The organism is Streptomyces sp. NPDC001744 (assembly GCF_042892575.1).
Lineage (GTDB): Bacteria > Actinomycetota > Actinomycetes > Streptomycetales > Streptomycetaceae > Streptomyces.
The window spans coordinates 71,263-97,738 of record NZ_JBIAUG010000010.1; the positions used below are offsets into that span (position 1 = coordinate 71,263).

A 26,476-nucleotide genomic window follows, 5' to 3' on the forward strand; every position below is an offset into this window, starting at 1 on the left:
AAGGCCCGTGAACGGCGGAAGGACCCCGGGGCCCGATGCCCCGGGGTCCTTCTCGTGCGGTGTGGCCGCGCCCTACTCGGCGAGGACCGCTTCCGCGTCGAGGGTGACGCCGACCGCCTGGATCACCGCGGCGATCTTCACGGCCTCCTGGATCGTGGTGCGCTCGACACCGGCCTGGCGCAGGACCTGCTCGTGCGAGTCCAGGCACTGGCCGCAGCCGTTGATCGCGGAGACGGCCAGCGACCACAGCTCGAAGTCGACCTTCTCGACGCCCGGGTTGCCGATGACGTTCATCCGCAGGCCGGCGCGCAGCGTCCCGTACTCGGGGTCCGACAGCAGGTGCCGGGTCCGGTAGAAGACGTTGTTCATCGCCATGATCGCGGCGGCGGACTTGGCCGCCTGGTACGCCTCGGGCTTCAGGTTCTCCCGGGCCTCCGGCTCCAGCTCCCTGAGCACCTTCGGCGAGCGCGAGGCGATCGCGCAGGCGAGGACGGTGCCCCACAGCTGCTGCTGCGGAAGCTCGCTGTTGCCGATGACCGAGCCGAGGTTGAGCTTCAGGTCCTTGGCGAAGTCCGGTATGGCTGCCTTGAGTTCATCGAGGGCCATGTCGGATCACTCGCCCGAGAGGAGCTTGACCGGGTCGAGGGTGGTCTCGCCCTTGGTCCAGTTGCACGGGCACAGCTCGTCGGTCTGCAGGGCGTCGAGCACCCGCAGGACCTCCTTGGGGTTACGGCCGACGGAGCCGGCGGTCACCATGGTGAACTGGATCTCGTTGTTCGGGTCCACGATGAAGACGGCGCGCTGGGCGAAGCCGTCCTCGCCCTCGACGCCGCAGTCCCGCATGAGCTCGTGCTTGGAGTCCGCGAGCATCGGGAAGGGCAGGTCGCGCAGGTCGTCGTGGTCCTTGCGCCAGGCGTGGTGCACGAACTCGGAGTCGCCCGAGACGCCGAGGATCTGGGCGTCGCGGTCCGCGAACTCGTCGTTCAGCTTGCCGAACGCGGCGATCTCGGTCGGGCAGACGAAGGTGAAGTCCTTCGGCCAGAAGAACACCACGCGCCACTTGCCCTCGTAGGCCTTGTGGTCGATCTGCTCGAACTCCTTGCCGCTCTCCAGCGACACGCAGGCGGTCAGGTCGTAGGTGGGGAACTGGTCACCGACAGTGAGCACGCGCTCTCCTTGCAGCTGGGAAGTGCCCCTTTTGAGGGCCTTCCGTAGGGGTTGGACGGATCACCAGCATGGCACGGAGTGCATTGATCAGGGAAATAGCTAGAGTGGGGCGTGTTGATCGAAGGTGGTTATCAGTGGCATCCCCGTACCTCCCCCCGCTCGGCCCCCAGCGGGGCAAACAGCCCAGTCTTTCGCAGCTCAGGGCCTTCGTCGCGGTCGCGGAGCATCTGCACTTCCGGGACGCGGCGGCCTCCATCGGCATGAGCCAGCCCGCGCTCTCGGGCGCGGTTTCGGCACTCGAAGAGGCACTCGGTGTCCAGCTCCTCGAGCGTACGACGCGGAAGGTACTGCTCTCGCCCGCCGGGGAACGGCTCGCGGTGCGCGCGCGAGCCGTCCTCGACGCGGTGGCGGAGCTGATGGAGGAGGCGGAGGCGGCGCAGGCCCCGTTCACCGGGGTGCTGAGGCTCGGGGTGATCCCGACCGTCGCCCCCTACCTGCTGCCCACGGTCCTGCGCCTCGTCCACCGGCGCTACCCGGACCTCGACCTCCAGGTCCACGAGGAGCAGACCTCCTCGCTCCTGGAGGGGCTGGCGGCCGGTCGGCTCGACCTGCTCCTCCTCGCCGTGCCGCTCGGGGTGCCCGGGGTCACCGAACTCCCCCTCTTCGACGAGGACTTCGTCCTGGTCACGCCCGCCGGGCACCCGCTGGCCGGACGGGACGACATCCCGCGCGAGGCCCTCAGGGAACTCCGGCTGCTGCTCCTGGACGAGGGCCACTGCCTGCGCGACCAGGCTCTCGACATCTGCCGCGAGGCCGGGCGCTCGGACGGCGCCGAGGTCACCACCACCGCGGCCGGCCTCGCCACCCTGGTCCAGCTGGTGGCGGGCGGCCTCGGCGTGACCCTGCTGCCGCGCACCGCCGTCACGGTCGAGACCGCCCGCAACACCGCCCTGTGGACCGGGTTCTTCGCCGATCCGGCCCCCTCGCGGCGGATCGCCCTCGCGATGCGGACGGGCGCGGCCCGGCAGAGCGAGTTCGAGGAGCTGGCCGGGGCGTTGCGGGAGGCGATGCGGAGGCTGCCGGTCCGGGTGGCGGGCGCGGACGGAACCGGCGCCTGAGGCGGGGCCCGGCGCCCGCGCCCGTACACGTACGGGTTACTCCGTGCGCAGCCCGTCCGCACGCATCAGCCGCCACAGGGCCGGCAGGCTCAGCAGCGTCACGACCGCGATCAGGGCGGCGCCGATCCCGACGACGGGCAGGAAGGCCCACCAGTCCTGGACCCGCTGCCCGCCCATCCTGAGCAGGACGAGCCCGAGCCCGAGGCCGCCCGCCACGGCGAGGGCGAGGCCGAGGGCGATCGGTACCGCCGTCTGCCACAGCACCGACCAGCTCAGGGTGGAGCGCCGGGTGCCGAAGGCGACCAGCGAGGAGAGCAGCCGCCTGCGGTCCTTGAGCTGTTCGAGGGTCGTGACCAGGAGCGAGGCCGCCACCAGGAGCATCGTCAGGGTGGAGCCGACGAGGATGCCGGTGCGGACGCTGGAGAAGGCCGCGTCGCGCTCGACGTCCTTCAGGTCGCGCACCCAGGAGGTCGGGTCGATCGCCGCCGCCGTGTTCCGCACGCGGTCGGCGGCGTCGGGCACCGCCGGGTCGATCCGGATCATGCTCTGCGCGTGGGGCTCGTGGAGCAGGGCGGCGTCGATCGCCGACGGGGTGGCGAGGAGGCCGTACTGGTACAGACCCGTCGGGTCGGGGCGGGAGTCCACGACCCGGGCGGTGGCGGGGACGCGCCACAGCGGCGGAGGGCTCGCGGCCCGCCCCGGCCCGCCCTTCTCCGGGTGCGGGTGCGGGTCGCGCAGGGCGACCGTGGCGCCGGGCCGCGCGACCCGGGTGATCCGGGCGTCGTCCGGGGCGCCCTGCAGGCCGTGCGGGAGGAAGACGAAGACGTCGCCGTCCCCGCAGGAGGGCAGCGCGGCGTACTCCTTGAGGGAGGCGCAGTCGCCGACCCTGATCGAGGCCAGCGGGGCGAACTCCTCGCCCTTCCCCAGGGGGCCGGGCCGCCACACGTGCGACTCGACGACGCCCATCGCCTCGGTGACGCCCTCGGTCCGTCCGAAGCGGGCCACCATCCCGCGGGCCTCGTCGGCGGTCCTGGCGTGGGCGCCGACGGCGAGCTGGGCGCGGGAGGCGTCCTCGCCCGTGAACCGCGTGAAGTCGCTCTCCATCGCCTGGAAGAGCATCTGGAGCGCGATGGCCCCGGTCGCCGCGACGACGATGCCGCTGACCGCGCGGGCCGCCGTGCCGCTGCTCAACTGGAGCCTGCGGACGGCGAGCTGCCAGGCGACCGGCCCGCCGCGCAGCCGGCCCATCCCGGCCTCCACCAGCCACGGCAGCAGCGTGGTCAGTCCGATCAGGAAGAGGACGGTGCCGGCCACGACGGGCACGGTGTCGAGACTGGTCGCGGTCGCCTCGACCCGGCCCATGAGCGGGACGAGCAGGGCGGTGCCGGCTCCGAGGAGCAGCAGCCGCCACCACAGCCGGCGGCGGCGCGGGACGGAGGTCCTGACGACTCCGAGCGGTTCGATCGCCACTCCGCGCAGGGCGAAGAGGGTGACCACGACCGAGGAGACGGGGACGGCGGCGAGGGCGAGCGCGGCGAGCGCGGGCATCGGCACGACGTCGGAGGGGAAGGCGTTGACGTCCCAGACGGTGAAGGCGCCGGCGAACTGCCGGGCCACCGCGAAGAGCCCGATCCCGGCCAGGAGGCCGAGGAGCGCGCCGGCGAGGGATTCGCCGGCCGCGATCCGCCGGGTCGTGGCGGTGTCCGCGCCGACCAGGCGGAGCGCCGCGAGCCGCCGGTCGCGCTGCTCGCCGCCGAAGCGGACGGCGGTCGCGATGAAGACGAGCACGGGCAGGAGCAGGACGACGCAGGCGACGACCACGAGGAGGATCAGGAAGGCGTTCATCGGCTCCGCGGGCACCGACCAGCCGAAGCCCCTGCCGCGCCCGTCGGAGTTGCCGGCGTCGAGGAAGCCGGCGTGGGCGACGTACCGCAGGTCGGCCGGGCCGATCAGCCCGTCCTTGCCGATCGTCCCGGCCACCCGGTAGGGGAGCCGCTCCTTGAGCAGGGCCCCCCCGGGGGAGTCGAGCAGCTCGCGGAGCGCGGGGGAGACCAGCATCTCGCCGGGCCGGGGGAACGCGGCCGCGCCCGGGGGGACCGGGGGCGCGTCGCCCTCGGCGCGCAGCAGCAGCCCGGAGACGACGTCGTCCCGGTAGGTGGTGGCGCGGGTGAGGTGGAGGAAGGTGTCGGGGCCGGGGCGGGGGGCCTCCGCGCTCGCGTCGACGGCCCGCACCGCCTCCCGCACCTCCCGCTGGAAGAGCATCTGGGGCAGCGAGGAGGCGAGCAGCAGCAGGGCCGTGCCGAAGCCGACGCCGGCCGCCGTCAGCAGGGTGCGGAAGAGGCCGGGGCGACCGCCGGCGACGGCGAACCGGGCGCCGAGCGTCAGGTCGCGGACCCAGGTGCGGAGCTTCATGCCGCCCACTCCGCGTCCCGCACCCTGCCGTCGCGCACGATGATCTCGCGGTCCGAGTAGGCGGCGACCCGGGCCTCGTGGGTGACGAGGACGACGGCGGCGCCGGTGTCCCGCGACGCGTCGGTGAGCAGGCTCATGACCCGTTCGCCGTTGAGGGAGTCGAGGGCGCCGGTGGGCTCGTCGGCGAAGACCACCCGGGGGGCGGTGACGAGCGCGCGGGCGACGGCGGCGCGCTGGCCCTGGCCGCCGGAGATCTCGCCGGGGCGCTTGTCCGCGACGGAGTCGACCTCCAGGCGGGCCAGCCATTCGAGGGCGCGGGCCTCGGCGGCCTTCCGCTTCTCGCCGTTGAGGCGGAGGGGGAGGGCCACGTTCTCGACGCAGGTCAGTTCGGGGACGAGCTGTCCGAACTGGAAGACGAAGCCGAAGTCGGTGCGGCGCAGGGAGCTGCGGGCGCTGTCGGAGAGCGCGGTGAGGTCGCGGCCGTCGTAGGTGAGGGTGCCCGCGTCGGGGCGCACGATTCCGGCCAGGCAGTGCAGCAGCGTGGACTTGCCGGAACCGGAGGGGCCCATGACGGCGACGACCTCGCCGGCCCGGAGGGAGAAGTCGGCGCCCGTGAGCGCCGGGGTCGGTCCGTACGCCTTGTCGAGGCCGGTGGCGCGCAGGAGCGGTGCGGAGGTCATCGGCGGATCTCCTCGGCGAGCCGGTCGAGCCGGGCGGCGGTCAGTTCCAGCCAGCGCAGGTCCGCCTCCAGGTGGAAGAGGGCGTGGTCGCAGATGAGCTGGTCGGCGAGGTCGCCGTCCTGCTTGCGGCGGGTGAGCTCGCGCATCAGGCGCAGGTGCTCGGAGCGCTGGGTGTCGAGGAGTTCGGCGGCCCCGCGCCCGGTGAGCAGGGCCAGGACGACCTTGGTGTAGAGCGTGGACTGGAGGTACGGCTCCGGCTTCTCCGGGGTGGCGAGCCACCGGGCGACGTCGGTGACGCCCGCCTCGGTGATGGCGTACCGCTTCCGTTCGGGGCCGCCGCCCGCCTCGACGCCGTCGACGGCCACGAGGCCGTTCTTCAGGAGCCGGGACATGGTCGAGTAGACCTGCCCGTAGTGGAGCGGCCGGTCGTGGCCGAACTTCTCGTCGAAGGCGCGCTTGAGGTCGTAGCCGTGGCGCGGACCGGACTCCAGGAGTCCGAGGAGGGTGTGACCGATGGACATGGGCGTCACTGTACATGGGGTGTATACGCACGATGTATAGCTGGCCGGAGGCAAGCGGAACGCCTCGTTCGCGCAACCGTCCGGCCCGCCGGAGCGTCGGTTCCTCTGGGTGCGGGTGCTGATTCTCACGTCCGGAAAAGGCGTGATCGGTCTCCTTTGTCCGCCTCGTCGGTGTTAGCTTGCTGAGCTGATCCGGCGGGTACGGGGACAGCGCCGGGGCGCGGGGACACACGACGAGCGGAGCGACGGGACACATGGGCCGACCTGACACGGGAAAGGCGAAGAAGGGCGGCATACGCCGCTTCTTCTCCCCGAAGAAGCTCCTGGGCACGTTCCTGATGGTCTGCCTGATCGGCGCGGGCGCCCTGTACGTCGTCTACCTCATGGTCCCGGTGCCGTCGGCCAACGCCGAGGCGACCATGCAGAGCAACATCTACAAGTACGCCAACGGCAAGATCCTCGCCCGCACCGGCAAGGTCAACCGCGAGATCGTCGGCCTGGACAAGATCCCGGAGAAGGTCCAGAAGGCGTTCGTCGCCGCCGAGAACAAGAGCTTCTACCGGGACAACGGCGTCGACATCAAGGGCACCACCCGCGCCGTCTGGTCCACCCTCACCGGCAAGGGCAAGCAGGGCGGCTCGACCATCACCCAGCAGTACGTCAAGAACTACTACCTGAGCCAGGACCGGACGGCGAGCCGCAAGCTCAAGGAGATGGTCATCGCCGTCAAGGTGGACCAGCGGATGGACAAGGGCGACATCCTCGCCGGGTACATGAACACCAGCTACTACGGGCGCGGCGCCTACGGCATACAGGCCGCCGCCCGCTCGTACTACGGCGTCGACGCCTCCCGCCTCACCACCGCCCAGGGCGCCTACCTCGCCGCCCTGCTCCAGGCGCCCAACCAGTACGACTGGACCGCCGCCAACGCCACCGGCCGCAAGCTGGTCGAGGAGCGCTGGAACTACGTCCTCGACAACATGGTCGGCGAGGGCTGGCTCCCGCCCGCCGAGCGCGCCGGCACGAAGTTCCCCGTACCGCACAAGCCCAGGCCCCTGCCCGGCATGGAGGGCCAGACCGGCTACATCGTCGAGGCGGCGAACGAGGAGCTGGCCCGCCAGGGCGTCAGCGAGGAGGACATCCGGGCCGGCGGCTGGACGATCACCCTGAACATCGACGAGAAGAGGCAGAAGGACCTCGTCAAGGCCGTCGAGAAGCAGCTGGAGTCCAAGCTCGACCGCAAGGGCAACGCGAAGCACGCCACCGTCCAGGCCGGCGCCACCTCCGTCGACCCGAAGACCGGCGCGGTCGTCGCGATGTACGGCGGCGTCGGCGCCACCGAGCACTGGATCTCCAACGCCACCCGCCGCGACTACCAGCCCGCCTCCACCTTCAAGCCGATCGTCCTCGCCAGTGCCCTGGAGAACGGGTCGACCACCCAGGACGGACGGACGATCGGCCTCGGCACGGTCTACGACGGCACCAGCAAGCGCGAGGTCGTCGGCAGCGACATCCCCTTCGCCCCGGAGAACGAGGACGACCGCGACTACGGCTCCCTCTCCGTCCAGCGGGCCGTCAACAGCTCCGTCAACTCCGTCTTCGCGCAGATGATCGTGGACGTGGGCCCCGGCAAGGTCAAGCGCACCGCCCTCGGACTCGGCATGAAGGACGGCAAGGACTTCCCCGAGGCCCCCGCCATGTCCCTCGGCACCATGAACGCCTCGACCATGGACATGGCGGGCGTCTACGCCACGCTCGACAACCACGGCAAGAAGGTCACCCCCACCCTGGTGAGGACCGCCGAGCACCGGGACCGCAAGGTCCGGGGCGGGAACGCGATCGGCGGCCAGGCCGTCAGCCGCGAGACCGCCGACACCGTCACCAAGGCCCTGACGGGCGTCGTGAAGCCCGGGGGCTCCGGCTTCCGCGCCGCCGGCGACTACGAGGCCGCCGGCAAGACCGGCACCTCCGAGAACAACCGCTCCGCCTGGTTCGTGGGCTACACGCCCGAACTCGTCACCGCCGTCGGCCTCTTCGGCGAGAGCCCCACGGGCCGCCAGGTCACCCTCACCGACACCATCAACGAGGGCCGTGCCAACGGAGGCCGCACGCCCGCCCAGATCTGGGGCGACTACACGAACCGCGCCCTCGACGGCGGCTCCGACGCGGAGTTCGACCTGGAGACCAAGGGCCCGGACGAGACCGAGCCGGACCCCACCCGGACCACCGAGGCCCCGGACGAGCCGACCCGGGAGCCGTCCACCACCCCTCCGGCCACCCCGACGACGCCGGCGCGGACCCCGGCGACCACCCCGCCGGTGACCCCGTCGCACACTCCGGCGACCACGCCGCCGACGCCCACCCGGGAGCCGGTGACCGACGAGCCGTCCCCGCCGCCCTCGATCGAACCGCCGGACGGCGGCGCCACCGAGCCCGGCCAGGACCCCGTCCGGCCCGGCCGCCCCGGCGGACCGGGCACCCCGCCGCCCCGGCAGTGACGGCACGGCGGTGACGTCCCGGCGGTGACGGCACGGCGGAGGGCCGGACCCCGTGCGGGTCCGGCCCTCCGCCGCACGCGGGCCCGTACGCCCCTCACGCCCGTACGGGCCGCCGGCGTCGTACGGGTCCGCGGGAAGGGCGCTCACGCCCCCCGCGTGCGGGCCCCGTCCGCCCTCAGGCGCGGGTCGCCAGCTCGAACCAGACCACCTTGCCGCCCGAGAGCCGGGTGGCCCCCCACCGCCGGGCCAGCCGGTTCACCAGGAAGAGGCCGCGGCCGCCCTCGTCCGTGTCCCGCGCCCGCCGCTGCCGGGGCAGCTGCGGGGAGTCGTCGCCGACCTCGCAGCGCAGCACGTCCGTCCGGAGCAGCCGCAGGGTCACCGGCCGCTCCGCGTACCGCACGGCGTTCGTCACGACCTCGCTGACCAGCAGCTCCACCGAGTCCGTCAGCTCCTCCAGGCCCCAGCGGGCGAGCGCCCGCCGGGCGAGGCGCCGGGCCCGGCCCGGAGCGGCGTCCTCCGGTTCCAGGAACCAGTACGCCACGTCGCTCGGCGCGATCCCGTCGAAACGGGCCGCGAGCAGCGCGATGTCGTCGTCCCGGTCCCCCGGGCCCAGCATGTCCAGGACGTCGTCGCAGAGCGCTTCGAGCGGCGGCGAGTGGTCCGGGCCGGTCAGCTGCGCGGTCGCGGCGAGCCGCTCCCGCAACTGCTCGATCCCGGTCCACACGTCCCGCACCCGGGACTCCACCAGACCGTCCGTGTACAGCAGCAGCGTGGCACCGGCGGGGGCGTCCAGCTCGACCGCCTCGAAGTCCACCCCGCCCACCCCGATCGGGGCGCCGGACGGCACCCGCAGGACCTCCGCGCGTCCGCCCAGGTGGAGGAGTATCGGCGGCGGATGCCCCGCGTTCGCCACGGTGATCCGGTGCGAGACCGGGTCGTAGACCGCGTACATGCAGGTCGCCATCCGGTTCTCGCCCAGCCGCTGCGCCTGCTCGTCCAGGTGGTGCAGGACCTCCTGCGGCGGCAGGTCGAGCCCGGCCAGGGTCTGCGCGGTGGTGCGCAGCTGGCCCATGATCGCCGCCGACGTCATGGAGTGGCCCATGACGTCGCCCACGACCAGGGCGACCCGGCTGCCGGGCAGCGGGATCGCGTCGTACCAGTCGCCGCCGACCCGCGCCGTCTCGGCGGCCGGCAGGTAGCGCGACGCCAGCCTGACCCCGGTCGGCTGCGGCAGCGAGTCCGGCAGCATCGTCCGCTGGAGCTCGTCCGCGATGTACGCCTCGCGCCCGTACAGCACGGCCTTGTCGATGCCGAGCGCGGTGTGGGTCGCGAGCTGCGCCGCCACCAGCAGGTCGTTCGGGTCGAAGCCGGCCCGCTCGGGGCGGCGCAGGAACACGGCGGCGCCGATCACCCGGCGCCGGCCGCGCAGCGGAGCCAGTATCGCCCGCGGTCCGCCGGGCAGCGGATGGCCGGTGCCGAGCAGCTCGGTCAGCGCGGCGCGGGCGGCGGCGGAGTCGCCGAAGACCGGCCGCACCCCGCGCAGCACCTCGGCGAGGGCTCCGCCGGGCCGCACCTCGCAGAGTTCGGCCGCGAGGGTCGGCTCCGGATCGGGTACGAGGACCGCGTCCCCGGACTCCGGGTCCGTTAACCGCAGCCGGTCCGACCGGCGCAGCCGCAGCACGAACGGGGCCGCCGGACGCTCGTCGCCCACCGGCAGCGGGTCGCGGAGGTGGACCAGGATCTCGTCCGAGAAGGTGGGCACGGTGGCCCGGCACAGACCGAGCACGATCTCGTCCAGGTCGATGCCGCGGGCGATGCGCCGCGTCGCCGCCCCGACGAACCGCAGCCGCTCGCCCTCCCGCCGGGCGGCGCCGTCCCCGGCCCCGCCGGGCGGCTGGGGGGAGACCGCGACGGCCACGGCACCGGGCCCACCGGCCCCGCGAGGCGGTGCGGGCAGGCCGGCGGCGGGGGCCTCCGTACCGGGGAGCGCCGCTCCGCCCGGCCGGTCGGGCAGGCCGGCCACCGCCTCCTGGCGGGGGCGCGCGCGTTCCTGCGGCCGGGCAGCCAGGGGCTGCCGTCCTTCGTGGGAGGTGGGATGCTCCGTCACGCGTGGGGTTCCGTCCGTCCGGGCCGGTGGTGCGATGCACTCGCTCTTCTCGCCGATGCCGCGCCCGCGACGGGGATAAACCCCTCGCGGGCGGCGGATGCCGAGGCTCCGCACGTCGCGGGGACGACAGGGGGCGCGCCACCCGGGCAGACGTCCGGCACTGCTCTCCCCCTCGTGGGTGACTGGCGGTCAGGACCCGCTCCGTACGCGGCCCCTGTCGTACTGTTCGGTAGCTCTGACGTGCTGTTCGTTCCGTTTCCGACGTGCGGAGGACGATCCTACGTTTGCCCCCCTGGGGCGCGACAAGGGTCTCACGGGGCCGTGTGCGCCGAAGTGCGGTCCCAGTCCGCCGGCAGCTCCGGAACCCGCCACGCCGGATCGGGCCGCCAGTGCTCCCAGCCGTCCCGGAACGGCGTCCCCCAGGCCCGGACGCGCTCCACCGCCAGCTCCCCGGCGGCCCGCACCCGGGCCGCCTGCTCCGGCCCCATCAGGCCGGACCGCTGGGCCTGCGCGAACTCGTCCTCGTCCCGCCACACCCAGGTGCGGTCGGGGTAGACGGAGATGTCGAGGAAGTGGTCCTCGGAGTCCACGCCTCCGGACCACCGCGTCCGGGGCTCCTCCAGGTTCACGTACCAGCTGCGGAAGCGCCAGCCGCGCTCCCAGAACAGCCACACCGACCACGGCTCGCCGGGCCGCGCCAGCTTCAGGACCCCGGTGCCGGACCAGCGCGCCCGGCCCGTGGTGCGGGGGGCGGTGTAGCGGGTGGCGAGCGGCTCCTCGTGGACGGGGGAGCCGTCGGCGAGCACGGGCCGCACGCACTCGGTGCCGGGCGCCATCCAGACCGCGAGCAGATCGGCCGTGTCCCGGACGACCGTCACGGGCCGGCAGATGTGCACCGCTCCGGTGCCGTTGCCTCGGTAGCGCCAGAGGATGTGGTCCCCCGGCGCCCAGTGCGGGGAGCCGTCCGATCCTGTCATGCGCAGATCTTAGGGCGTGTGCCGGAAGCGGCGCCGTCCGTCCGGAGGACGGCGCCGCTTCCGGCACACGCCCCGGGGGCGCGCTCCCGGCGCCGCCGCGGCACGGGTCACGGGCGGCCGCCCCCGTCCTGCGGGCGCGTCATCCGCAGGACGTCGAGGGCTTCGTCCAGCTGTTCCAGGGTGAGGTCGCCCCGCTCGACGTACCCGGACTCGAGGACCACCTCGCGGATGGTCCTCCGCTCGGCGAGGGACTTCTTGGCGACCTTGGCGGCCTCCTCGTAGCCGATGTACTTGTTCAGCGGGGTGACCACGGACGGCGAGGACTCGGCGTACTCGCGGGCGCGTCCGGCGTTGGCCGTGATCCCGTCGACCGTGCGGTCCGCGAGCAGCCGGGAGGCGTTGGCCAGGAGCCGTACGGACTCCAGCAGGTTCTTGGCCATCACCGGCAGCATGACGTTGAGCTCGAAGTTCCCGGCCGCGCCCGCCACCGCCACCGTCGTGTCGTTCCCGGTCACCTGCGCGGCGACCATCAGGACCGCCTCGGGGATCACCGGGTTCACCTTGCCGGGCATGATCGAGGAGCCGGGCTGGAGGTCGGGGAGGTTGATCTCCGCGAGGCCCGTGCGCGGCCCGCTGGCCATCCAGCGCAGATCGTTGGCGATCTTGGTGAGGGAGACGGCGAGGGTCCTGAGCTGTCCGGACGTCTCCACCAGGCCGTCGCGGGCGCCCTGCGCCTCGAAGTGGTCGCGGGCCTCGGTCAGCGGCAGCCCGGTCGTGCGGGCGACCTCCTCGATGACCGCCGCCGAGAAGCCGGGCGGGGTGTTGATGCCGGTGCCCACCGCCGTGCCGCCGAGGGGGAGTTCCGCGAGCCGGGGGAGCGCGGACCGCAGCCGTTCGACCCCGTACCGGATCTGGGCCGCGTACCCGCCGAACTCCTGGCCGAGGGTGACCGGGGTGGCGTCCATCAGATGGGTGCGGCCGGACTTCACGACCTCCGCGAATTCGGCCGATTTCCGCTCCAGGGCGGCGGCCAGGTGTTCCAGGGCGGGGATCAGGTCGCGGGTGACGGCGCCGGTGGCCGCGATGTGGATGGAGGACGGGAAGACGTCGTTGGAGGACTGCGAGGCGTTCACGTGGTCGTTGGGGTGGACCTCCCGGCCCTCCGGCAGCCGCTCGGTGGCGAGGGTGGCGATCACCTCGTTGGCGTTCATGTTGGACGAGGTGCCCGAGCCGGTCTGGAAGACGTCCACGGGGAAGTGCTCGTCCCAGCGGCCCTCCGCGACCTCCCCGGCCGCCGAGACGATCGCCCCGGCCCGGTCCCCGTCGATCACCCCGAGCCCGGCGTTGACCTTGGCGGCGGCGGCCTTGATCCGGGCCAGGGCCTCGATGTGGGCGCGCTCCAGGCGCTGGCCCGACACGGGGAAGTTCTCCACCGCCCGCTGGGTCTGCGCCCGCCACTTGGCGTGGGCGGGAACCCGCACCTCACCCATGGAATCGTGCTCGATCCGGTAGCCCTCACGGTCGTTCATCTTCTTCAACCTCCCGCAAAAGTTGAGCAGTTGTCTTGTTCGATGTATTCCCAAGCCGCGTACCGGCCAGTAAAAACCGTGGGTAACCCCACTTCCAGGAGGCGCCATGACGCGCACCAGGTACAGACTCCGCCGACCCGCCGCAGCCGTCGCCGCGGCCGCCGCGGTCCTCGGAACCATGATCGCGGCCACCGCTCCCGCCGGCGCGGCCGACACGGCCACCGGCACGAGGGCCACCGTCTCCTCCGTACCCCTTCCCCCCGCCCTGGAGGCGATCCGGGCGGCCGAGGCCACCAAGATCTACGGAAGCCCCGAGGAGCGCCCGCTCGACCAGCGCAGGACCGGCCTGGTCTCGCTCGGCGACAGCGAGATCTCCGGCGAGGGCGTCGGGACCTACGAACCCCCCACCAACGGTCCCACCAACTGGTGCCACCGCTCGCCCGACGCCGCCATCCACCGCACCGGGATCCCCGCGGACCTCACGTTCAACGTGTCCTGCTCCGGCGCGTACAGCGGCAACATCCGCATCGGCGGCTCCCGGCAGTACGCCGACGAACTCGTCCAGAGCGACAACCTCGCGGTCAAGGCCCGCAACACCCGCGTCAAGATGGTCCTGCTCGTCGCCGGAGCCAACGACGACCTCCAGTTCGGCCCCGTCATGACCGACTGCGTCACCCGCTACCTCCTCAGCCAGGGCGCCTGCGAGCCCAAGTACGCCCCCGGCTGGCAGGCCCGCGTCGACGGACTCGTCCCCAAGGTCGAACAGACCGTCCGCGACCTGAGGACCGTCATGCGCGACGCCGGGTACGCCGACGGCGACTACAAGCTCGTCCTCATGGGCTACCCCAGCCCGATCGGCCCCGACTTCCGCGACAACCCGAACTTCCCCGGCAAGCTGGCCTGCGGCGGCCTGGGCTACGACTCCGACACCGTCTGGGGCCGCAACACCGCCGTACCCGCCTTCGAGCGCGGCATGCGGAAGGCCGCCGCGAGCACCGGCGCCACCTACCTCGACAACTCCCGCCTCTTCCACGGCCACGAGGTCTGCATGGAGGACCCCTGGGCCCGGGGCCTCTACATCGACCTCTCCAAGCCCGGCCTGCCGGACGAGAACTCGGTCCGCCAGTCCTTCCACCCCAACGCGCGCGGACACGCCGCCTTCGCCTCCTGCCTCACCCAGCTCTACACGTCCGGCCTGCGCGAGGCGAGCTGCGCCGACGTGAACTCCACCGGCAGGCCCACCCTCTTCCCGCTCGCCTGGGACGACGCCTACCGGCCGTTGAAGAACCAGGCGACCGGCGACTGCCTGGACGTGGACGCCGCGAGCAGCTCCAACGGCACCCGGGTCCTCGGCTGGGACTGCCACGACGGACGCAACCAGACCTGGTGGTACGACTCCGCCCGGCAGACCGTCCACACCGGCCTCACCCAGGACCGCTGCCTCGACGTGCCCGACCTCCAGTACCGGACGGGCACGGCCCTGCTCCTCTGGAACTGCCACGGCGGCGCCAACCAGAAGTTCGTCCGTGACGGCGCCACCATCCGGCCCGCCGCCGCGACCGGCGTCTGCCTCACCCAGGGCGCGGCGAGGGAGCCCGTCAGGCTCCAGACCTGCGACGGCTCCGCGAACCAGAAGTTCGCGTAGCCCGTACCCCGCCGGGAACACCGCGGCCCCCGCCCAGCACGGGACGGGGGCCGCGGCACGCCCGGATCAGGAGCCCTTCAGGGTCGTGCGGGCCAGTTCGTACGCCGGGAGCATCGCGCGGTGCTCCCCGGTGTCCGACCCGCCCAGATCGACCACGACCACCCCGCGCGGGGTGGTGACGGCGAAGGCGCGGGCCTCCTTGCCCGCGTCGTTCCCGTCGAGTGACTCGCTCCGCACCGTGTAGGTCGCCTCGACGGCGGGCAGCGCGCCCGCCGTCGTCTCCCGGTAGGAGGCGCCCGGACTCTTCCCGCCCGCCGTCACGAAACCTTCGAGCACGGCCCGCGCGGACCCCTTCTCCGCCGTCCACACCCGCAGGAACCCCAGGTGTCCGGCCGGTTTGGCGTCGATCTCGCAGCGCATGACGGCCGGCCCCCGGCGGGCGAGCTCCGCGAGTTCGGACCCCTCGGGGACCACGACCGCCTTCGGCTTCCACTCCGCCGCGAGCGTGAAGGAGACCGGCAGGACGCAGGCCGTCCCCGGGCCGCCGAGGGAGGCCCCGGCGGCGGGCGCGGCCGGGGCTCCGGTCCCCGGCGGCCCCGCGGTCGGCCGCGCCCCACCGGTGACCTCCGGCAGCGGCTCGGGACCGCAGCCGGACAGCAGCGGTCCCGCCGCGAGGAGGACGGGGACCAGGAGCCGTATCGGAAGTCTCATGACCGGCAGGGTAGTCCCGGACCGGACCCGCACGGTCCGGGAGGCCCGGGAGGTCCCGGCGGGCGGGGCCGGCGCGGCGGCGCGTCCCCGCGTCCGGACGGGAGTGACCGAAGTCCCGTTGTGGAGGCGGACCGGCCCCCGGGATGATCGGGGACCGGAACGGAGGGAGCGCCATGAAGTACGCCGAGGGGCCGAGCGCGCACGGTGACATCCACATCGGGGCGTCCGTGCCCCTGGTCTGGGGGCTGGTGACCGACATCCTGCTGCCCGCCCGGTTCAGCCCCGAACTGCGGCGCGCCGCCTGGCTCGACGGGGCGGACGGCCCCCGGGTGGGCGCGCGCTTCGAGGGGTACAACCACCACCGGCTGCTCGGCGAGTGGCGGACCGTCTCGTACGTGACCGAGCTGGTGGAGCGGCGGGTGTTCGCCTGGGCCGTCACGGACGCGGACGGCCTCTTCGGGGAGCCGGTGCCGGACCCGGCGGGGGCCCTGGCGACCTGGCGCTACGAACTCGCCCCCGAGGACGGGGGCACCCGGCTGCGGCAGTCGGCCCGCCTCGGTCCGGGCCGCAGCGGGGTCACCCTGACCGTCGAACGGTGGCCGGACCGCGAGGAGGAGATCGTCGCCGCCCGGCTGGGAGAGCTGCGCACGGGGATGGAGGCGACCCTCGCGGGCGTCAAGGCCCTCGCCGAACAGGGCGGTTGACGCCCGGCACGGACGGCGGGAGGAGCCCCGGCCGGTGGTGGCCGGGGCCCCTCGGGGGACGCCGTCCCGGGTCAGGCGAGGCCGGGGCCCCGCACCGGGATGTGGGTGAACGTCGGCTCCGGCGCCGGGTTCTGGAAGAAGTCGTTCCCCTTGTCGTCCACGACGACGAAGGCCGGGAAGTCCTCGACCTCGATCTTCCAGACCGCCTCCATGCCGAGCTCCTCGTACTCGACGACCTCGACCTTCTTGATGCAGTCCTGCGCGAGGCGGGCCGCCGGGCCGCCGATCGAGCCGAGGTAGAAGCCGCCGTGCGTGCCGCACGCGTCGGTGACCTGCTGCGAGCGGTTGCCCTTGGCCAGCATGACCTTCGAGCCGCCCGCCGCCTGGAACTGCTCGACGTAGCTGTCCATGCGGCCGGCCGTCGTCGGGCCGAAGGAGCCGGAGGCGTACCCCTCGGGGGTCTTCGCCGGACCCGCGTAGTACACCGGGTGGTCCTTCAGGTACTGCGGCATCTCCTCGCCCGCGTCCAGGCGCTCCTTGATCTTGGCGTGTGCGATGTCGCGCGCCACGACCAGCGGCCCGGTCAGGGAGAGGCGGGTCTTGACCGGGTGCCTGGTCAGCTCGGCCAGGATGTCGTCCATCGGCTGGTTGAGGTCGATCCGCACGACCTCGCCGGCCTCCAGGTCGGAGTCCTCCGTCTCCGGCAGGAACCGCGCCGGGTCCGTCTCCAGCCGCTCCAGGAAGACGCCCTCGGCGGTGATCTTCGCGACGGCCTGGCGGTCGGCCGAGCAGGAGACGGCGATCGCGACGGGCAGCGAGGCGCCGTGGCGCGGCAGGCGCACCACGCGCACGTCGTGGCAGAAGTACTTGCCGCCGAACTGCGCGCCGATGCCGATCCGCTGCGTCAGCTCGAAGACCTTCTCCTCCAGCTCCTTGTCGCGGAAGCCGTGGCCGGTCTCGGCCGAGCCCTCGGTGGGCAGCTCGTCCAGGTAGTGCGCGGAGGCGTACTTGGCGGTCTTCAGGGCGAACTCGGCGCTGGTGCCGCCGACGACGATCGCCAGGTGGTACGGCGGGCAGGCGGCCGTGCCGAGCGAGCGGATCTTCTCCTCCAGGAACTTCATCATGCTCGCCTCGTTGAGGACGGCCTTCGTCTCCTGGTAGAGGAAGGACTTGTTGGCGGAGCCGCCCCCCTTGGCCATGAAGAGGAACTTGTACGCGCCGCCGTCGGTCGCGTACAGCTCGATCTGCGCGGGCAGGTTCGAGCCGGTGTTCTTCTCCTCCCACATGGTCACCGGGGCCATCTGCGAGTACCGCAGGTTGAGCTTGGTGTACGCGTCGTAGACGCCCTTGGACAGGGCCTCCTCGTCGCGGCCGCTCGTCAGCACGTTCTGGCCGCGCTTGCCCATGACGATCGCGGTGCCGGTGTCCTGGCACATCGGGAGGACGCCGGCGGCGGCGATGTTCGCGTTCTTCAGGAGGTCGAGCGCGACGAACTTGTCGTTGCCCGACGCCTCCGGGTCGTCGATGATCCGGCGCAGCTGGGCCAGGTGGGCCGGGCGCAGGAAGTGCTGGATGTCGTGGATCGCCTCGGCGGCCAGCGTGCGCAGCGCCTCCGGCTCGACCTTGAGGAACGTACGCCCGTCGGCCTCGAAGGTGGAGACGCCTTCGGAGGTCACCAGGCGGTAGGGCGTGGTGTCCTCTCCCAGGGGGAGCAGATCGGAGTACGAAAACTCTGGCATGACGGCGGTCATTCCTCACTCGGCGGACGGCGGCGCCGCCTCCGTTGGCGGCGCGCCCTCCAGCGTAGAACGCGCCCGCCCCGGCGTTCCTGTGAGGTAGGGCTCACCCGCGCCGGCGCCGGGTCCCGGGCGCGGCCGGGCCCCGGCCGCCCCGATTCCGTCCGCGCCTTCCGGCCCCGCCCCCTGGTCGCGATCTATCGCGTTTCGCTAGGCTGCCTCCGTGGACCTCGAAAAGCAGCCCGAACCCGAGAAGCAGCCGCAGCCGCAGCGGTCGGCCGCCCCCGCCGAGACCGCCCCCGCGGCGCCCGTCTCCGCCCATCCGGAGGGCTCGCTGCGGGCCTCGGACGCGGACCGGGACCGGATCGCGGACATCCTGAGGGACGCCCTGGCCGAGGGGAGGCTCGACCCCGAGGAGCACGCGGACCGGATCGACGCGGTCTACCGTGCCAAGACGGTCGGGGAGCTGGAGCCGATCGTCCGCGACCTGCCGGCGGCCCGGACGACCCGGCCGGAGCCCGGGGAGGCGTACGCCTACGGCCCCGACGACCCGGAGGGCGCCCCGGACAACCTCGTCGCTGTCTTCTCCAGCACCACCCGCAAGGGCCGCTGGCGGGTGGGCCGCCGGACGAACGCGTTCGCGTTCTTCGGCAACGTCGAGATCGACCTGACCGAGGCGATCTTCGCCCAGCGCCTCACCACCATCAACGCCACCTCCGTCTTCGGCAACGTCGAGGTGCGGGTCCCGGAGAACATCAGCCTGCGCGGCAACGGCAGCGGGATCTTCGGCAACTTCGAGGTCGTGACCCTGGAGGGCGTCGATCCGCAGGCCCCGGTCGTCGTCGTCAACGGCTACTCGGTCTTCGGGAACGTCGAGGCGCGGCCCAAGCGCGGCAAGTGGATCACGGACCTCCAGGCCAGGGCGCGGAAGCACCTGGGCCACTGACGGGCACCGGACGCGGACGCCCCGGCCGGGCGCCCGGCGTCCGGGCGCGGGGGAGCGCGCCGGCCCGGCGGGGCGGGAGCGGACGGTCGCGAGGCGCCGCGAGGGCGGGAAGACCGGCCACGAGGTGCCGCAAGGGCGGGAAGACCGGCCACGAGGTGACCGGAATGCGCCGTCCGGCGTCCGCGGGGCGGTGCGCGGCGGCACCCAGTGCATAGGCGCACGCACAGTGGGTAAGGCTCGTGCATCGCCCTCGCCCGCGAAGCCGTCGTCAGGAGTAGACCGTGCTGCAACTGCCGCATCAGCCCCTCCAGGCCGTCGCCGTCCCCCCGCCGCGCACCCCCGCCCGGGAGGACGAGGGCGGTCCGTGGCACGCGGAGGCGGTGTGCCGCAGGGACGAGGCCGGACTCTTCTTCGCCCCCTCCAAGGAGCCCACCGCCGCGCGCCTCGCGCGCGAGGAGGCGGCCAAGCGGGTCTGCGCGCGCTGTCCGGTGATGGTCGAGTGCCGCGAGCACGCGCTGCTCCAGCCGGAGCCGTACGGGGTGTGGGGCGGGCTCACGGCGGCGGAGCGCCGCGTCGTGCTGGCCCGGCGCCGGCGGCGCGAGGTGGAGCTGAGGAAGTCGGCCCCGGCCGAACGGATCGCCAAGGCGGGCTGACCGGACCCCGACGGAGGCGCGGACGCTCCGCGCGGGCCCGTACGGGAAGGGGCGCCCCCACCGCACATGGGGGCGCCCCTCTTCGTGCCGTCCGTCCGGCGGCTCCCGCCGGACCGGCGGCGGACCGTCTCAGTTGGCGCGATCGAAGTCGATCTTGCTGTACGCGCGCAGCTTCGAGAGCCGGTGCGTGGAGTCGATCTGCCGGATCGTGCCCGACTTCGAGCGCATGACCAGGGACTGCGTGGTCGCCGTCTCGGCGCGGTAGCGCACCCCGCGCAGCAGTTCGCCGTCGGTGATGCCGGTGGCCACGAAGAAGACGTTGTCCCCGCCGACCAGGTCGTCCGTGGAGAGCACCCGGTCCAGGTCGTGGCCCGCGTCGAGGGCCTTCTGCCGCTCGGCCTCGTCCTTCGGCCAGAGCTTGCCCTGGATCACGCCGCCGAGGCACTTGATGGCGCAGGCGGAGATGATGCCCTCGGGGGTGCCGCCGACGCCCATGAGCATGTCGACGCCGGTGCCCTCGCGGACGGCCATGATCGAACCGGCGACGTCGCCGTCCGAGATGAACTTGATCCGGGCCCCGGTCTCGCGGATCTCCTTGACGATGCCCTCGTGGCGGGGGCGGTCCAGGATGACGACCGTGATGTCCTCGGGCGAGGAGTTCTTCGCCCTGGCGACCCGGCGGATGTTGACCGAGACGGGGGCGTTGATGTCGACGAAGTCGGCGGCCTCCGGGCCGGTGACCAGCTTGTCCATGTAGAAGACCGCGGACGGGTCGAACATGCTGCCGCGGTCGGCGGCGGCCAGGACGGCGATCGCGTTGGGCATGCCCTTGGCGTTGAGCGTGGTGCCGTCGATCGGGTCGACCGCGATGTCGACCTCGGCGCCGGTGCCGTCGCCGACCCGCTCGCCGTTGAAGAGCATGGGGGCTTCGTCCTTCTCCCCCTCGCCGATGACGACGACGCCGTCCATCGAGACGGTGGAGATCAGGGTGCGCATGGCGTTGACCGCCGCGCCGTCCGCGCCGATCTTGTCGCCGCGGCCGACCCAGCGCCCGGCGGCCATGGCGGCGGCCTCGGTCACGCGGACCAGTTCGAGGGCGAGGTTGCGGTCGGGGGCCTCGGGGGAGACCTCCAGTTCGGGCGGGAGGGTGTGCTCGGTCATCGGGGCGCACCTTTCTGTACGGCGACGGCCGGGAAAAAAAGAGGGTGCTGCGACTCTATCGTCAGGTCGACAAAATGAGCAGGGGGGCCTACGTATGAGCACGGGACCGTGATGCGACCATGGGGGGCGTGGCAGGTATGCGAGGCAGGCAGACGGTACGCGGGATGTTCCAGTCCCTCGGTGTGATCATGGTCGCCGCGGGCGTGATGTATCTCTTCATCCCGCACGACGAGAGCACGGAGCCGGTCAAGGCGAAGGACTACCGGGTCGAGCTCCTGACGGCCCAGCGGGCGGCGCCGTATCCGGTGCTGGCCCCCGAGGGCCTCGGAGAGGGCTGGAGGGCGACGGTCGTCTCGTACCGGCGCGAGAAGGCCGACGCGTGGCAGCTCGGCTTCCTCTCCCCGGACACGCAGTACGTGGCGATCCACCAGTCGACGGCGGCGGCGGGCACGTTCGTGCCCGAGGTGACCCACAAGGCGAAGAACACCGGGAGGACCCGGGCGGTCGCCGGCGAGGTCTGGCAGCTCTGGGAGGGCCCGAAGTACGACGCGCTCGTGCGGTCGGAGGGCGGCGCCACGACCGTGGTGACCGGCACGGTCTCCTTCGACCGGCTGGCCGAGATGGCGGGCTCGCTGCGGTCGAAGAAGGTCTGAGGCGCTCCCGGGGCCGAGGGCGTCGGGAGGGCCGGGACGGGTCCGGGACGTGCCGGGCCGGCCCGGGAGGCGTACGGGAAGGGCCCCGCACTCGTGGAGTGCGGGGCCCTTCCCGTGGCGGTGGCCGCGGCCACCGGCCCGCCGGTCTCAGACGGTGGTGACGACCTCGTCGAAGGACAGGCGCGGGGAGCGCGGGAACCAGGCGTCCTCGCCCGGCTTGCCGATGTTGACGACCATCAGCGGGGTGTGGTCGTCGTCGAGGAACTCCTTCTGGACGCCGGCGAAGTCCAGGCCGGTCATCGGACCGGCGGCCAGGCCGGCGGCGCGGACGCCCACGATGAAGTACGCGGCCTGGAGGGCGGCGTTCAGCAGGGCGGACTGCTCACGGGCCGGGCGCTCGGCGAAGAACATGTCCTTGGCCTGCGGGAAGTGCGGGAGCAGGGCCGGCAGCTCGTCGTGGAACTCGTTGTCGGCGGAGAGGATCGCGACGAGCGGCGCGGCGGCGGTCTTCGGCCGGTTGCCCTCGGCCATGTGCGCGACCAGGCGCTCGCGGGCCTCGGGGGAGCGGACCAGGGTGATGCGCAGCGGGGACTGGTTGAAGGCGGTGGGGCCGTACTTCACCAGGTCGTAGATCGCCCGGACCTGCTCGTCGGTCACCGGCTCGTCGGTGAACGTGTTGGCGGTGCGGGCCTCGCGGAAGAGGAGGTCCTGGGCGGCGGGGTCAAGGGCGAGGGACATGCTGCGTACCTTCCGGACTGCGCGGCTGCGCGAAAGCGCACAAGAGGGATCACTCGTACGGAGTTCAAGCGATGTCTCCGACAGTACGCCCAGGATTGGTGAAAGTTCAACTACCTAATCCGGATAGTGATCCGCTTCACTCGTGATCCTACGCCGGGACGGGAGCGGACCGGAAGGTCACCCCTCCCCGTCGTCCCCGGTCCCGTCCTCCCCGCCGTCCGCCTCCGACGCGAGGGCCGCGTCCAGGCGGGCCCGCGCCCCGTCGAGGCGGAGCCGGCACACCTTCGCCAGCTCCTCCCCGCGCTCCCAGAGCGCCAGGGACTCCTCCAGGGTCGTCCCGCCCGCCTCGAGCCGCCGGACGACCTCGATCAGCTCGTCCCGCGCCTGCTCGTACCCGAGCGCCGTCCCGTCCGTGCCCGTACCCGTACTCGTGCTCGTGCTCGCTGCCATGTTCCGTCCTCTGTCGGTGATCGGTGATCGGTGGCCGGTGTGCCGTGGTCGTGGCCGGCGGCCATGTGCGGGGGCGTCCGGCCCCGGAGCGCTCAGCCGGGGTCGGCCACGCGCCGTACCGCGAACTCGCCCTCCGCGACCCGGGCCCGCAGCTCCTCGTCCCCGGAGACCTCGCCGGGGGAGCGGACCACCGTGCCGTCCGCCCGCTGGAGCACCGCGTACCCCCGTTCCATCGTCGCGGCGGGCGACAGCGCCCGGACCCGCGCCCGGGTGTGCGAGAGCTCCGAGTCGGCCCGGTCGAGCAGATGGCCGAGGACCCGCCGGCTCCGGGCGAGCAGCGCGGCCACCTCGTCCTCGCGGACCTCGACCATGCGCAGCGGCCGTTCCATGACGGGCCGCGCGAGCGCGTGCGCCAGTCCGCGCTCCTCGCGGTCGAGGAGGCCCCGCACGGTCCGCAGCGCCCGGTCGCGCAGGCCGCGCACCCGGTCCAGCTCCTCCCCGACGTCCGGGACGACCTTCTTGGCCGCGTCCGTCGGCGTCGAGGCGCGCAGGTCGGCCACCAGGTCGAGCAGGGGCGAGTCCGGTTCGTGCCCGATCGCGGAGACCACCGGCGTACGGCAGTCGGCCACCGCCCGGACGAGCTGCTCGTCCGAGAACGGCAGCAGGTCCTCGACGCTCCCGCCGCCCCGGGCGACGATGATCACGTCCACCCCCGGGTCCGCGTCCAGCTCCCGGACCGCCCCCACGACCTGCGGAACCGCCTTCACGCCCTGCACCGCGACGTTCCGCACCTCGAAGCGGACGGCGGGCCAGCGGCGGCGCGCGTTCTCCAGGACGTCCCGCTCGGCGGCCGACGCGCGTCCGCAGACGAGGCCGATCCGGTGCGGCAGGAACGGCAGCGGTCTCTTCCGGTCGGACGCGAACAGGCCCTCGGCGGCCAGGGTCCGCTTCAGCTGTTCGAGGCGGGCGAGCAGCTCCCCGATCCCGACCGGCTTGATCTCGACGGCCCGCAGCGACAGCTGCCCGCGCGGCGCGTACCACTCGGGCTTGGCGTGCACGACGACCCTGGCCCCCTCCGACACGACGTCCGCGACCGCGTCGAAGACCTGCCGGTAGCAGGTGACGCCGATGGAGATGTCGTACGAGGGGTCCCGCAGCGTCAGGAAGACGACCCCGGCGCCGGGGCGCCGCGACAGCTGCGTGATCTGCCCCTCGACCCAGATCGCCCCGAGCCGGTCGATCCACCCGCCGATCAGCCGGGAGACCTCACCGACGGGGAGCGGCGTTTCCGCGGACGTAGTCAGAGCCATGGACCGAGCGTAACGGCGCGGTAGGACAACGTCAGGGCGCCGAGGGGCGGAAGGGCGGAGGACGTCACGGCGCCGGACGCCGGTCGTCGGGACGGTCCGGGGCCGGGGCCGGGTCCGGGTCCGTACGGGACGGTCCGATCCCGTACGGGACGGCCGGGGCCGTGCGCGGACCCCACCGCGCCCCCGCCGCGCGCGGCTCCGGACACCCCGCCGCGCGCGGTCCCGCGCCCCGGGCGCCCTCCTCCCGTCAGGGCTCCTGCCGCACCCCCTGCACGGCCAGCACCACGAGCCCCACGCCCAGCCACACCACGCCCACCACCTGGGCCGCCGTCGACGCCTCCACGATCACCGCGACCAGGATCGCCGCGCCGACGACCGGGACCACCACGTGTTTGAGCACGTGCGGCGGCCCCTCTCCCCTCCGTACGGCGAACCAGCCCACCACGCTCGCGTGCAGCAGGACGAAGGCCGTCAGGGCGCCGACGTCGACCACCGACACCAGGTGGTCGAGGCCGTCGTCCCGTCGCGCCGCCCACACCGCCGCGATCATCGTCACCGCCGCCGCCACGAGCAGCGCCACGCGCGGCACGCCGCCGTCCGTCCGGGCGAGCGGGCGGGGCAGGCGCCGGTCGCGGCCCATCGCGAAGAGCAGCCGGCCCCCGGCCGCCTGCCCGGCGAGCGCCGCGAAGGCCGCGCCGATCGCCTTCGAGGCGGCCACCAGGTCGTGCAGCCAGCCGCCGACCGAGGTGTCCACGGCGTCGTAGAAGGCGGAGCCCTGCTTTCCGGGGTCGGCGGCGAGGTCGGCGGAGGAGACCGGTTCGAGCAGCGCCACCAGCCAGGTCTGGGCCACGAAGAGCACGCCCGCGAGGGCCAGGCAGAACAGCAGCGCCCGCGCCACCTTCTCCGACCCCCCGGTGACCTCCTCGGCGAAGGAGGCGATCGCGTCGAAGCCCAGGTAGGAGAGGACGGCGACCGAGACCGCGCCGAGCACCGCCGCGAGCGAGAAGGAGACGTCCCCGGTCAGCGGCGACCACCAGTCGCGCTGCGCCCCGTCCCGTACGAGCGTCACCACGGCCGAGACGGCGAAGACCAGCAGGACCACGATCTCCATCGCGAGCACGGCGAAGCCGACCCGGGCCGCCGCCCGTACGCCCCACAGGTTGAGCAGGGTGGTGACGACCACCGCGATCCCGGTCCACACCCACCGGTCCACCTCCGGGACCAGGGCCTCCATGGCGATGCCCGCGAAGAGGTAGGCGACGGCGGGGATCAGCAGGTAGTCGAGCATCGCCATCCACCCGGCGACGAACCCCGGCCCCTCCCCGAGCCCCTTGCGCGCGTAGGTGAAGACGGAACCCGCCTGGGGGGCGACCCGCACCATCTGGGCGTAGCTGAACGCCGTGAACGCCATGGCGACCGTGGCCACCAGGTACACGAGGGCGACCGCGCCGTGCGACTTGGCGTCCAGCGTCCCGAAGACGCCGACCGGCGCCATGGGCGCGATGAAGAGAAGTCCGTAGACGACCAGGTCGCGGAACCCGAGGTTCCGTCGAAGCCCCGTGTGGTCCTCGCCGCCCGTACCCGCCGTCACCCGCGATTCCTCGGCCATGGACCCAGTCTCGGCCACGGCGGCGGCCGAACCGCTGACCGACGCGGCCGTACGGAACGCGGCCTTCCGCCGACCGGCGCGGCCGTGCGGGGACGCGGCCTTACGATGGGACGCATGACTGCAACGCCCGCGCCGACGCCCGATTCCGCCTCCGCGACGAACCGCCCGAAGCGTGTCCTGCTCGCCGCTCCCCGCGGCTACTGCGCGGGCGTGGACCGTGCCGTGATCGCGGTGGAGAAGGCCCTGGAACAGTACGGGGCCCCGATCTACGTCCGGCACGAGATCGTCCACAACAAGTACGTCGTCCAGACCCTGGAGCGGAAGGGCGCGATCTTCGTCGACCAGGCGACCGAGGTGCCGCCGGGCAACATCGTGATGTTCTCCGCGCACGGCGTCGCCCCGACCGTCCACGAGGAGGCCCGGCAGGGCCGGCTCGCGACCATCGACGCCACCTGCCCGCTGGTCACCAAGGTCCACAAGGAGGCCGTCCGCTTCGCCAAGGACGACTTCGACATCCTCCTCATCGGCCACGAGGGCCACGAGGAGGTCATCGGCACCTCCGGCGAGGCCCCGGACCACATCCAGCTCGTCGACGGCCCCGAGGACGTGGCGAAGATCGAGGTCCGCGACCCCTCCCGGGTCGTCTGGCTCTCCCAGACCACGCTGTCGGTGGACGAGACGATGGAGACGGTCGACGCGCTGAAGGAGAAGTTCCCGCAGCTGATCTCCCCGCCGTCCGACGACATCTGCTACGCCACGCAGAACCGCCAGACCGCGATCAAGGAGCTGGCCGGCCAGGCCGAGCTGGTGATCGTCGTCGGCTCGAAGAACTCCTCCAACTCGATCCGCATGGTCGAGGTCGCCAAGCAGGCCGGCGTGCCCGCCGCGTACCTCGTGGACTTCGCGAGCGAGATCGACGAAGCCTGGCTGGAGGGCGTCACCAGCGTCGGCCTCTCCTCCGGCGCCTCCGTCCCGGACGTCCTGGTGCAGGAGGTCCTGGAGTGGCTCGCCGAGCGCGGTTACGCGGACGTCGAGATCGTCAAGACGGCCGACGAGTCCCTGACCTTCTCGCTCCCCAAGGAGCTCCGCAACAGGGACCTGCGGGCCGAGGCCGAGAAGCTGGGCGCGGCGGCGCCGGTCGAGGACTGAGC

General features: G+C 73.1%; 23 protein-coding genes. 8 read left to right on the forward strand and 15 right to left on the reverse strand.

Annotated features, from left to right (window positions below; all coding sequences use genetic code 11):
* Positions 1-72: 72 nt before the first annotated feature.
* Together ACFYZY_RS14415 and ACFYZY_RS14420 are read right to left on the reverse strand one after the other, a co-directional pair.
* Positions 73-606: an alkyl hydroperoxide reductase gene (locus ACFYZY_RS14415; RefSeq protein WP_388693355.1), complete on the reverse strand. Its 534-nt coding sequence runs from the start codon at positions 604-606 to the stop codon at positions 73-75.
* A gap of 6 nt (positions 607-612) precedes the next feature.
* Positions 613-1,167 (reverse strand): peroxiredoxin, encoded by a 555-nt coding sequence (locus tag ACFYZY_RS14420; RefSeq protein ID WP_388693357.1) that lies wholly within the window; start codon positions 1,165-1,167, stop codon positions 613-615.
* A 134-nt stretch (positions 1,168-1,301) separates the two neighbouring features.
* Here ACFYZY_RS14420 and ACFYZY_RS14425 point away from each other — a divergent pair, with 134 nt between their 5' ends.
* Entirely contained in the window at positions 1,302-2,285 is a 984-nt protein-coding gene (locus tag ACFYZY_RS14425) for a LysR substrate-binding domain-containing protein (RefSeq protein ID WP_388693359.1), read from the forward strand.
* A gap of 36 nt (positions 2,286-2,321) precedes the next feature.
* On the opposite strand, the gene ACFYZY_RS14430 is transcribed toward ACFYZY_RS14425, so the two are convergent.
* The 3 genes from ACFYZY_RS14430 to ACFYZY_RS14440 are packed head-to-tail and all read right to left on the reverse strand — an operon-like array spanning position 2,322 to position 5,898.
* Positions 2,322-4,697: an FtsX-like permease family protein gene (locus tag ACFYZY_RS14430; protein ID WP_388693361.1), complete on the reverse strand. Its 2,376-nt coding sequence runs from the start codon at positions 4,695-4,697 to the stop codon at positions 2,322-2,324.
* Positions 4,694-5,377: an ABC transporter ATP-binding protein gene (locus ACFYZY_RS14435; protein WP_388693363.1), complete on the reverse strand. Its 684-nt coding sequence runs from the start codon at positions 5,375-5,377 to the stop codon at positions 4,694-4,696. The genes ACFYZY_RS14430 and ACFYZY_RS14435 overlap by 4 nt, the downstream gene beginning before the upstream one ends.
* Positions 5,374-5,898: a PadR family transcriptional regulator gene (locus tag ACFYZY_RS14440; protein WP_388693365.1), complete on the reverse strand. Its 525-nt coding sequence runs from the start codon at positions 5,896-5,898 to the stop codon at positions 5,374-5,376. Before ACFYZY_RS14440 ends, ACFYZY_RS14435 begins: the two co-directional genes overlap by 4 nt.
* Positions 5,899-6,152: 254 nt before the next feature.
* Between ACFYZY_RS14440 and ACFYZY_RS14445 the strand changes: the two genes are divergently transcribed.
* Complete coding sequence (locus ACFYZY_RS14445; protein ID WP_388693367.1) at positions 6,153-8,396, forward strand: transglycosylase domain-containing protein; 2,244 nt, start codon at positions 6,153-6,155, stop codon at positions 8,394-8,396.
* 175 nt (positions 8,397-8,571) lie between these two features.
* Here ACFYZY_RS14445 and ACFYZY_RS14450 read toward each other — a convergent pair whose 3' ends face one another.
* From ACFYZY_RS14450 to ACFYZY_RS14460, 3 genes are all read right to left on the reverse strand, one after another.
* Complete coding sequence (locus tag ACFYZY_RS14450) at positions 8,572-10,503, reverse strand: SpoIIE family protein phosphatase (protein WP_388693369.1); 1,932 nt, start codon at positions 10,501-10,503, stop codon at positions 8,572-8,574.
* A gap of 311 nt (positions 10,504-10,814) precedes the next feature.
* Positions 10,815-11,480, reverse strand: coding sequence for a DUF402 domain-containing protein (locus tag ACFYZY_RS14455; protein ID WP_388693371.1), 666 nt, complete (start codon positions 11,478-11,480; stop codon positions 10,815-10,817).
* Positions 11,481-11,587: 107 nt separating this feature from the next.
* The gene (locus ACFYZY_RS14460; protein WP_388693373.1) at positions 11,588-13,009 is read right to left on the reverse strand and encodes a class II fumarate hydratase; all 1,422 of its coding nucleotides are present in this window, start codon (positions 13,007-13,009) and stop codon (positions 11,588-11,590) included.
* A 106-nt stretch (positions 13,010-13,115) separates the two neighbouring features.
* Between ACFYZY_RS14460 and ACFYZY_RS14465 the strand changes: the two genes are divergently transcribed.
* Positions 13,116-14,654 carry a ricin-type beta-trefoil lectin domain protein gene (locus tag ACFYZY_RS14465; RefSeq protein WP_388693375.1) on the forward strand — a complete coding sequence of 513 codons (1,539 nt, stop codon included), beginning with the start codon at positions 13,116-13,118 and terminating at the stop codon, positions 14,652-14,654.
* A 66-nt stretch (positions 14,655-14,720) separates the two neighbouring features.
* Here the strand turns inward: ACFYZY_RS14465 and ACFYZY_RS14470 are convergent, their stop codons facing one another.
* The gene (locus tag ACFYZY_RS14470) at positions 14,721-15,365 is read right to left on the reverse strand and encodes a lipoprotein (protein ID WP_388693377.1); all 645 of its coding nucleotides are present in this window, start codon (positions 15,363-15,365) and stop codon (positions 14,721-14,723) included.
* 173 nt (positions 15,366-15,538) lie between these two features.
* Between ACFYZY_RS14470 and ACFYZY_RS14475 the strand changes: the two genes are divergently transcribed.
* Positions 15,539-16,069 (forward strand): SRPBCC family protein, encoded by a 531-nt coding sequence (locus tag ACFYZY_RS14475; protein ID WP_388693379.1) that lies wholly within the window; start codon positions 15,539-15,541, stop codon positions 16,067-16,069.
* Between the two features lie 71 nt (positions 16,070-16,140).
* On the opposite strand, the gene ACFYZY_RS14480 is transcribed toward ACFYZY_RS14475, so the two are convergent.
* Positions 16,141-17,808, reverse strand: a complete 1,668-nt coding sequence (locus tag ACFYZY_RS14480; protein WP_388693380.1) for a fumarate hydratase — start codon at positions 17,806-17,808, stop codon at positions 16,141-16,143.
* A gap of 220 nt (positions 17,809-18,028) precedes the next feature.
* Here ACFYZY_RS14480 and ACFYZY_RS14485 point away from each other — a divergent pair, with 220 nt between their 5' ends.
* Together ACFYZY_RS14485 and ACFYZY_RS14490 are read left to right on the forward strand one after the other, a co-directional pair.
* Positions 18,029-18,751 (forward strand): DUF1707 domain-containing protein, encoded by a 723-nt coding sequence (locus ACFYZY_RS14485; protein WP_388693382.1) that lies wholly within the window; start codon positions 18,029-18,031, stop codon positions 18,749-18,751.
* 281 nt (positions 18,752-19,032) lie between these two features.
* On the forward strand, positions 19,033-19,404 hold the full coding sequence (locus ACFYZY_RS14490; protein WP_388693384.1) for a WhiB family transcriptional regulator: 372 nt from the start codon (positions 19,033-19,035) through the stop codon (positions 19,402-19,404).
* A gap of 129 nt (positions 19,405-19,533) precedes the next feature.
* Here the strand turns inward: ACFYZY_RS14490 and glpX are convergent, their stop codons facing one another.
* Positions 19,534-20,565, reverse strand: a complete 1,032-nt coding sequence (glpX, locus tag ACFYZY_RS14495) for a class II fructose-bisphosphatase (RefSeq protein ID WP_388693386.1) — start codon at positions 20,563-20,565, stop codon at positions 19,534-19,536.
* 119 nt (positions 20,566-20,684) lie between these two features.
* Here glpX and ACFYZY_RS14500 point away from each other — a divergent pair, with 119 nt between their 5' ends.
* Entirely contained in the window at positions 20,685-21,218 is a 534-nt protein-coding gene (locus ACFYZY_RS14500; protein ID WP_388693388.1) for a DUF4245 domain-containing protein, read from the forward strand.
* 147 nt (positions 21,219-21,365) lie between these two features.
* Here the strand turns inward: ACFYZY_RS14500 and ACFYZY_RS14505 are convergent, their stop codons facing one another.
* The 4 genes from ACFYZY_RS14505 to ACFYZY_RS14520 form a co-directional block, all read right to left on the reverse strand.
* A complete protein-coding gene (locus tag ACFYZY_RS14505) occupies positions 21,366-21,956 on the reverse strand; it encodes a malonic semialdehyde reductase (protein WP_388693390.1) in 591 nt (196 codons plus the stop codon).
* Between the two features lie 177 nt (positions 21,957-22,133).
* On the reverse strand, positions 22,134-22,406 hold the full coding sequence (locus tag ACFYZY_RS14510; RefSeq protein WP_388693392.1) for an exodeoxyribonuclease VII small subunit: 273 nt from the start codon (positions 22,404-22,406) through the stop codon (positions 22,134-22,136).
* A 92-nt stretch (positions 22,407-22,498) separates the two neighbouring features.
* Positions 22,499-23,716, reverse strand: coding sequence for an exodeoxyribonuclease VII large subunit (gene xseA / locus ACFYZY_RS14515; RefSeq protein ID WP_388693394.1), 1,218 nt, complete (start codon positions 23,714-23,716; stop codon positions 22,499-22,501).
* A gap of 247 nt (positions 23,717-23,963) precedes the next feature.
* Positions 23,964-25,325 carry an APC family permease gene (locus tag ACFYZY_RS14520; RefSeq protein ID WP_388693396.1) on the reverse strand — a complete coding sequence of 454 codons (1,362 nt, stop codon included), beginning with the start codon at positions 25,323-25,325 and terminating at the stop codon, positions 23,964-23,966.
* A gap of 105 nt (positions 25,326-25,430) precedes the next feature.
* Here ACFYZY_RS14520 and ACFYZY_RS14525 point away from each other — a divergent pair, with 105 nt between their 5' ends.
* Complete coding sequence (locus ACFYZY_RS14525; RefSeq protein ID WP_388693397.1) at positions 25,431-26,474, forward strand: 4-hydroxy-3-methylbut-2-enyl diphosphate reductase; 1,044 nt, start codon at positions 25,431-25,433, stop codon at positions 26,472-26,474.
* Positions 26,475-26,476 lie beyond the last annotated feature (2 nt).

Bases quoted from the DNA above. Each gene is read 5' to 3' on its own strand.
- ACFYZY_RS14415 (WP_388693355.1), bottom strand. From the start codon at position 606: ATGGCCCTCGATGAACTCAAGGCAGCCATACCGGACTTCGCCAAGGAC.
- ACFYZY_RS14430 (WP_388693361.1), bottom strand. From the start codon at position 4,697: ATGAAGCTCCGCACCTGGGTCCGCGACCTGACGCTCGGCGCCCGGTTC.
- ACFYZY_RS14435 (WP_388693363.1), bottom strand. From the start codon at position 5,377: ATGACCTCCGCACCGCTCCTGCGCGCCACCGGCCTCGACAAGGCGTAC.
- ACFYZY_RS14440 (WP_388693365.1), bottom strand. From the start codon at position 5,898: ATGTCCATCGGTCACACCCTCCTCGGACTCCTGGAGTCCGGTCCGCGC.
- ACFYZY_RS14445 (WP_388693367.1), top strand. From the start codon at position 6,153: ATGGGCCGACCTGACACGGGAAAGGCGAAGAAGGGCGGCATACGCCGC.
- ACFYZY_RS14455 (WP_388693371.1), bottom strand. From the start codon at position 11,480: ATGACAGGATCGGACGGCTCCCCGCACTGGGCGCCGGGGGACCACATC.
- ACFYZY_RS14460 (WP_388693373.1), bottom strand. From the start codon at position 13,009: ATGAACGACCGTGAGGGCTACCGGATCGAGCACGATTCCATGGGTGAG.
- ACFYZY_RS14465 (WP_388693375.1), top strand. From the start codon at position 13,116: ATGACGCGCACCAGGTACAGACTCCGCCGACCCGCCGCAGCCGTCGCC.
- ACFYZY_RS14470 (WP_388693377.1), bottom strand. From the start codon at position 15,365: ATGAGACTTCCGATACGGCTCCTGGTCCCCGTCCTCCTCGCGGCGGGA.
- ACFYZY_RS14475 (WP_388693379.1), top strand. From the start codon at position 15,539: ATGAAGTACGCCGAGGGGCCGAGCGCGCACGGTGACATCCACATCGGG.
- ACFYZY_RS14480 (WP_388693380.1), bottom strand. From the start codon at position 17,808: ATGCCAGAGTTTTCGTACTCCGATCTGCTCCCCCTGGGAGAGGACACC.
- glpX (WP_388693386.1), bottom strand. From the start codon at position 20,565: ATGACCGAGCACACCCTCCCGCCCGAACTGGAGGTCTCCCCCGAGGCC.
- ACFYZY_RS14500 (WP_388693388.1), top strand. From the start codon at position 20,685: ATGGGGGGCGTGGCAGGTATGCGAGGCAGGCAGACGGTACGCGGGATG.
- ACFYZY_RS14505 (WP_388693390.1), bottom strand. From the start codon at position 21,956: ATGTCCCTCGCCCTTGACCCCGCCGCCCAGGACCTCCTCTTCCGCGAG.
- ACFYZY_RS14510 (WP_388693392.1), bottom strand. From the start codon at position 22,406: ATGGCAGCGAGCACGAGCACGAGTACGGGTACGGGCACGGACGGGACG.
- xseA (WP_388693394.1), bottom strand. From the start codon at position 23,716: ATGGCTCTGACTACGTCCGCGGAAACGCCGCTCCCCGTCGGTGAGGTC.
- ACFYZY_RS14520 (WP_388693396.1), bottom strand. From the start codon at position 25,325: ATGGCCGAGGAATCGCGGGTGACGGCGGGTACGGGCGGCGAGGACCAC.
- ACFYZY_RS14525 (WP_388693397.1), top strand. From the start codon at position 25,431: ATGGGACGCATGACTGCAACGCCCGCGCCGACGCCCGATTCCGCCTCC.